Source organism: Citreimonas sp. (assembly GCF_042096055.1).
Classification (GTDB): Bacteria; Pseudomonadota; Alphaproteobacteria; order Rhodobacterales; family Rhodobacteraceae; genus Citreimonas.
The window spans coordinates 32,385-37,342 of the sequence record NZ_JBELMH010000025.1 but is presented as its reverse complement, the minus strand read 5'-3'; the positions used below and the strand labels follow the sequence as shown (position 1 = coordinate 37,342).

Genomic DNA, 4,958 nt, shown 5'->3' with positions numbered 1-4,958 from the left:
ACCTGCAACCTGCCCCTTAGGAGGGGGCTGCTCTATCCAGTTGAGCCACGGGACCGCTGCATCGGTTCCTAGCGTGGGGAAAGCGCCTTGTCACCCTCGGCGCATGGAACGAACGCAGCGCCACGCTTGAGCGCCGGCGCGATTGCGGTAACATCGGATCAGCCTCGAAAGGATACTCCGTTGCCCAATGACGATCCCCGCCCGCTGACGCTCCGCGATGTCTCGGAGGCCTCCGGCGTGTCCGAGATGACGGTGTCGCGCGTGCTGCGCAATCGCGGCGACGTCAGCGAAGCCACCCGGCAGAAGGTGCTCGAGGCGGCGAAGTCCCTGGGCTACGTGCCCAACAAGATCGCCGGCGCGCTGGCCAGCCAGCGGGTGAACCTGGTGGCGGTGGTCATCCCCAGCCTGCGCAACATGGTCTTCCCCGAGGTCATGTCCGGCATCTCGGCGGTGCTCGAGCAGACCGACCTGCAGCCCGTCGTCGGCGTCACCGACTACCTTCCCGAAAAGGAAGAGCGGGTGCTCTACGAGATGCTGTCCTGGCGCCCGTCCGGCGTCATCGTCGCGGGTCTCGAACATTCGGACGCGTCAAAGGCGATGCTGCGCTCGAGCGGCATTCCCGTGGTCGAGATCATGGATACCGACGGCACGCCGATCGATTGCGCCGTCGGGATCAGCCACCGCCGCGCCGGGCGCGAGATGGCGCGCGCGATCCTCAAGCAGGGCTACCGCAACATCGGCTTCATGGGCACCAAGATGCCGCTGGACCACCGTGCCCGGAAGCGCTTCGAGGGCTTCACCGAGGCGCTGGCCAAGGAGGGCGTCGAGGTCATCGACCAGGAATTCTATTCGGGCGGCTCGGCGCTGGCCAAGGGGCGCGAAATGACCCGCGCCATGCTTCTGCGCGAGCCGGAACTGGAATTCCTTTATTATTCCAATGACATGATCGCCGCCGGCGGCCTTCTGGAGCTGCTGGCGCAGGGCATCGACATTCCCGGGCGCATGGGGCTTGCCGGCTTCAACGGGGTCGAGTTGCTGGACGGCCTGCCGCGCTCCATCGCCACGATGGATGCCTGCCGGAACGAGATCGGCACCCGCGCCGCACAGATCATCGCGTCGCGCGTCGAGAACCCGGATGCGCCGCTCGAAAAGGTGATCGAGCTGACGCCGCGCATCTCGTACGGCGACACCCTGAAACGGCGCTAGAGCGCGCGTCGCCGCAAGGCTTCGGCCACCTCTGTCCGTCCGATCGCGGTCTCGGCGCGGCGTGTCGCCGTCAATCTCTTGGTAAGGCGCCATGCATTGCGCGAAGGGCGGGTATTCCCGGATGGGCCTACCGCTTCGCTGCACTGCGGCATACCTGTCGGTCAACGCAAGGCAGACCAAGGAACAGCACAATGGCCCATATCCACACCAGCGCACCGCATTCCGGAACCGGTTTCTTCCACAACGTCGGCTCCGCGATCCTGAACTTCTTCACCGCCATCGCCGAGTCGAACTCGCGCATGCGCGAAGCAGAGCGCCTGAACGCGATGTCCGATCAGGAACTGGCGCGCATCGGCCTCAAGCGTGAAGACATCGCGCGGCACGTGTTCCGCGACATGTATTACGTCTGAACGACGCCGACATCGCGGTGCCACCGGCACCGTCGCAAGGGCCGCACCCGATCCGGGCGCGGCCTTTTTTTGTATCGGTTGCGCGCGTCACAGCGGCAGGCACGAAAAAGGGCCGCCCCGACGGGACGACCCTTTCCTTGTGCGATGTCCGCCCGATCAGTTCTGGGCGTAGAATTCGATGACCAGGTTCGGCTCCATCACGACCGCGTAGGGCACGTCCGACAGGGCGGGCGTGCGGACGAAGGTCGCGGTCAGCTTGTTGTGGTCGACGTCGATGTAGTCCGGCACGTCGCGCTCGGGCAGCTGGGTCGCCTCGAGGATCGCGGTCATCTGCTTGGACTTCTCGCGCACCTCGATCACGTCGCCTTCCTTGACGCGGTAGGACGGGATGTTGACGCGCTTGCCGTTCACCAGCACGTGGCCGTGGTTCACGAACTGACGTGCGGCGAAGACCGTGGCGACGAACTTCGCGCGGTAGACGACGGCGTCGAGCCGGCTTTCGAGCAGGCCGATCAGGATCTCGCCGGTGTCGCCGCGCAGGCGCTCGGCCTCGGCGAAGATGCGGCGGAACTGCTTCTCGGTCAGGTCGCCGTAATGGCCCTTCAGCTTCTGCTTGGCGCGCAGCTGGATGCCGAAGTCAGACAGCTTGCCCTTGCGGCGCTGGCCGTGCTGGCCGGGGCCGTATTCGCGGCGGTTGACCGGGGACTTCGGGCGCCCCCAGATGTTCTCGCCCATGCGGCGGTCGATCTTGTACTTGGCAGAGGTGCGTTTGGTCACCGTCTGATCTCCTTCGATTGCGGCCGCGGCGCGGCCATGTGAAGGGCGTTGTCCTCTGGCGTTCCGGAACGACCCGGGTGCCCGACAGGAATCCCCTTGCGGGGGCCACCAACACCAATGCGCGGCGTGTGCCTCTCCCGCCGGCCCGAGTCAAGGGCGCCGCGCGGCTTTCGCGGGCTGGTCGCGCCGGCATGCGGGGCTTAAGCACCCATTAAGCCCCGCATGCCATGGTCGCCCCGGTGACGGTGAAAGATGACGGGAGCTTCCTGATGCACAGCGCGGACGTGCCGGCCGAAATGAACAGCGCGCTCGACTACGCGGTCAGCCGGCGCGATGCCGGCATCCTCGCCATGGTGCGACGCGCGATCGAGTATCACGAGGTGTTGCTGGCCTTCCAGCCGGTGGTCCAGGCGCAGGCCCCCGACAAGGTCGCCTTCTACGAGGGTCTCGTGCGCGTGCTGGACGAAACCGGCCGCGTGATCCCTGCCGGCGACTTCATCCATGCGGTCGAGACGACCGAAATGGGCCGCCAGCTCGACTGCATCGCGCTGCAGAAGGGCCTGGCCGAGCTCAAGCGCGAGCCCGCGCTGCGCCTGTCGATCAACATGTCGGCGCGCTCGATCGGCTACAAGAAGTGGCGCGAGACGCTGGAACAGGGGCTCGACGCCGATCCGACGGTGGGCGAGCGCCTGATCCTCGAAGTGACCGAGCATTCGGCGATCACCGTGCCCGAGCTTCTGGTCGACTTCATGCATGCCACGCAGGGCCGCGGCGTGTCCTTCGCGATCGACGATTTCGGCTCGGGCTACACTGCGCTGCGTCACTTCAAGGATTTCTACTTCGACCTGCTGAAGATCGACGGCGAGTTCACCCGCGACATCGCGCGCGATCCCGACAACCAGGTCCTCGTGGCGGCAATCGTGTCGATCGCCGACCAGTTCGACATGTTCACCGTCGCCGAATCGGTCGAAAGCCACGAGGATGCGATCGTGCTGCGCGAACTGGGGCTCACCTGTCTTCAGGGCTACCATTGCGGCGCCCCCAAGGTGACGCCGCCGTGGCGCGAATCGGAAGCCCGTCAAACCGCCTGATACCTGGTGAGACACATGGTCCTGTGTCGCTTCGGCACAGGCTGAGATACCTCCCGTTGCGACACGGCCGCTTGCACCCGCTGCGCTGGCCGACCAAAGTGTCTCGACCGTTGGAGGGATCAGCATGACGAACGTGGTAATCGCTAGCGCCGCACGGACCGCCGTGGGCAGTTTCGGGGGCGCATTCGCCACCACCCCCGCCCATGACCTCGGCGCCGCCGTGCTCGAGCAACTGGTCGCCCGCGCCGGCATCGACAAGGCCGAGGTGTCCGAGACCATCCTGGGCCAGGTCCTGACCGCGGCGCAGGGCCAGAACCCCGCGCGCCAGGCGCACATCAACGCCGGCCTGCCCAAGGAATCGGCGGCCTGGGGCATCAACCAGGTCTGCGGCTCGGGTCTGCGGGCCGTGGCGCTGGGCGCGCAGCACATCATGCTGGGCGACGCGCAGATCGTCTGCGCCGGCGGCCAGGAAAGCATGACGCTGTCACCCCACGCCGCGCACCTGCGCGCCGGCCACAAGATGGGCGACGTCACCTACATCGACACGATGATCCGCGACGGCCTGTGGGATGCCTTCAACGGCTACCACATGGGCAACACCGCCGAGAACGTGGCGCAGCAATGGCAGATCAGCCGTGAGCAGCAGGACGAGTTCGCGCTGGCGTCGCAGAACAAGGCCGAGGCCGCGCAGAAGGCCGGCAAGTTCGACGACGAGGTGGTCGCCTTCACCGTGAAGACCCGCAAGGGCGACATCGTCGTCGACAAGGACGAATACATCCGCCACGGCGCCACGATCGAGGGCATGCAGAAGCTGCGCCCCGCCTTTGCCAAGGACGGCAGCGTGACGGCGGCCAACGCCTCGGGCCTCAACGACGGCGCCGCCGGCGCCCTGCTGATGTCCGCCGACGAGGCCGAGCGCCGCGGGATCGAGCCGCTGGCGCGCATCGCGTCCTACGCGACCGCGGGGCTTGATCCGTCGATCATGGGCGTCGGCCCGATCCATGCCAGCCGCAAGGCGCTGGAAAAGGCCGGCTGGAAGGTCGAGGACCTCGAGCTTGTCGAGGCGAACGAGGCCTTCGCCGCCCAAGCCTGCGCGGTCAACAAGGACATGGGCTGGGACTCGTCCATCGTGAACGTGAACGGCGGCGCGATCGCCATCGGCCACCCGATCGGTGCCTCGGGGGCGCGCGTGCTCAACACCCTGCTGTTCGAGATGAAGCGCCGCGGCGCGAAGAAGGGCCTTGCGACCCTTTGCATCGGCGGCGGCATGGGCGTCGCCATGTGCGTCGAGCGGCCCTGAGGCCGGGCGGGTCCCGCAAGGGGTCCGCATGCGCATGCGCCCGCTTCCGCGAAACCCCCGGCAGCTCGTCTTTTCCGGCGGCGGGTTGCGATGCTTCTGGCAGGGCGGCGTCATGGACGTGCTCTGCCGGAACGGCACGATGGCACCCGAACGGGTGACCGGGGTCAGCGGTGG

General features: G+C 67.0%; 5 protein-coding genes. 4 read left to right on the top strand and 1 reads right to left on the bottom strand.

The window, feature by feature from the left end; translation table 11 throughout:
• The first annotated feature begins 180 nt into the window (after positions 1-180).
• Together ACFDTC_RS07830 and ACFDTC_RS07825 are read left to right on the top strand one after the other, a co-directional pair.
• Positions 181-1,206: a LacI family DNA-binding transcriptional regulator gene (locus tag ACFDTC_RS07830; RefSeq protein WP_375258323.1), complete on the top strand. Its 1,026-nt coding sequence runs from the start codon at positions 181-183 to the stop codon at positions 1,204-1,206.
• 191 nt (positions 1,207-1,397) lie between these two features.
• The gene (locus tag ACFDTC_RS07825; RefSeq protein WP_375258322.1) at positions 1,398-1,616 is read left to right on the top strand and encodes a DUF1127 domain-containing protein; all 219 of its coding nucleotides are present in this window, start codon (positions 1,398-1,400) and stop codon (positions 1,614-1,616) included.
• Positions 1,617-1,772: 156 nt separating this feature from the next.
• Here the strand turns inward: ACFDTC_RS07825 and rpsD are convergent, their stop codons facing one another.
• Complete coding sequence (gene rpsD / locus ACFDTC_RS07820; protein ID WP_375258321.1) at positions 1,773-2,393, bottom strand: 30S ribosomal protein S4; 621 nt, start codon at positions 2,391-2,393, stop codon at positions 1,773-1,775.
• Between the two features lie 269 nt (positions 2,394-2,662).
• Between rpsD and ACFDTC_RS07815 the strand changes: the two genes are divergently transcribed.
• Together ACFDTC_RS07815 and ACFDTC_RS07810 are read left to right on the top strand one after the other, a co-directional pair.
• Positions 2,663-3,484, top strand: a complete 822-nt coding sequence (locus ACFDTC_RS07815) for an EAL domain-containing protein (RefSeq protein WP_375258324.1) — start codon at positions 2,663-2,665, stop codon at positions 3,482-3,484.
• Positions 3,485-3,608: 124 nt separating this feature from the next.
• Positions 3,609-4,784 carry an acetyl-CoA C-acetyltransferase gene (locus ACFDTC_RS07810; RefSeq protein ID WP_375258320.1) on the top strand — a complete coding sequence of 392 codons (1,176 nt, stop codon included), beginning with the start codon at positions 3,609-3,611 and terminating at the stop codon, positions 4,782-4,784.
• The last annotated feature ends 174 nt before the right edge of the window (positions 4,785-4,958 follow it).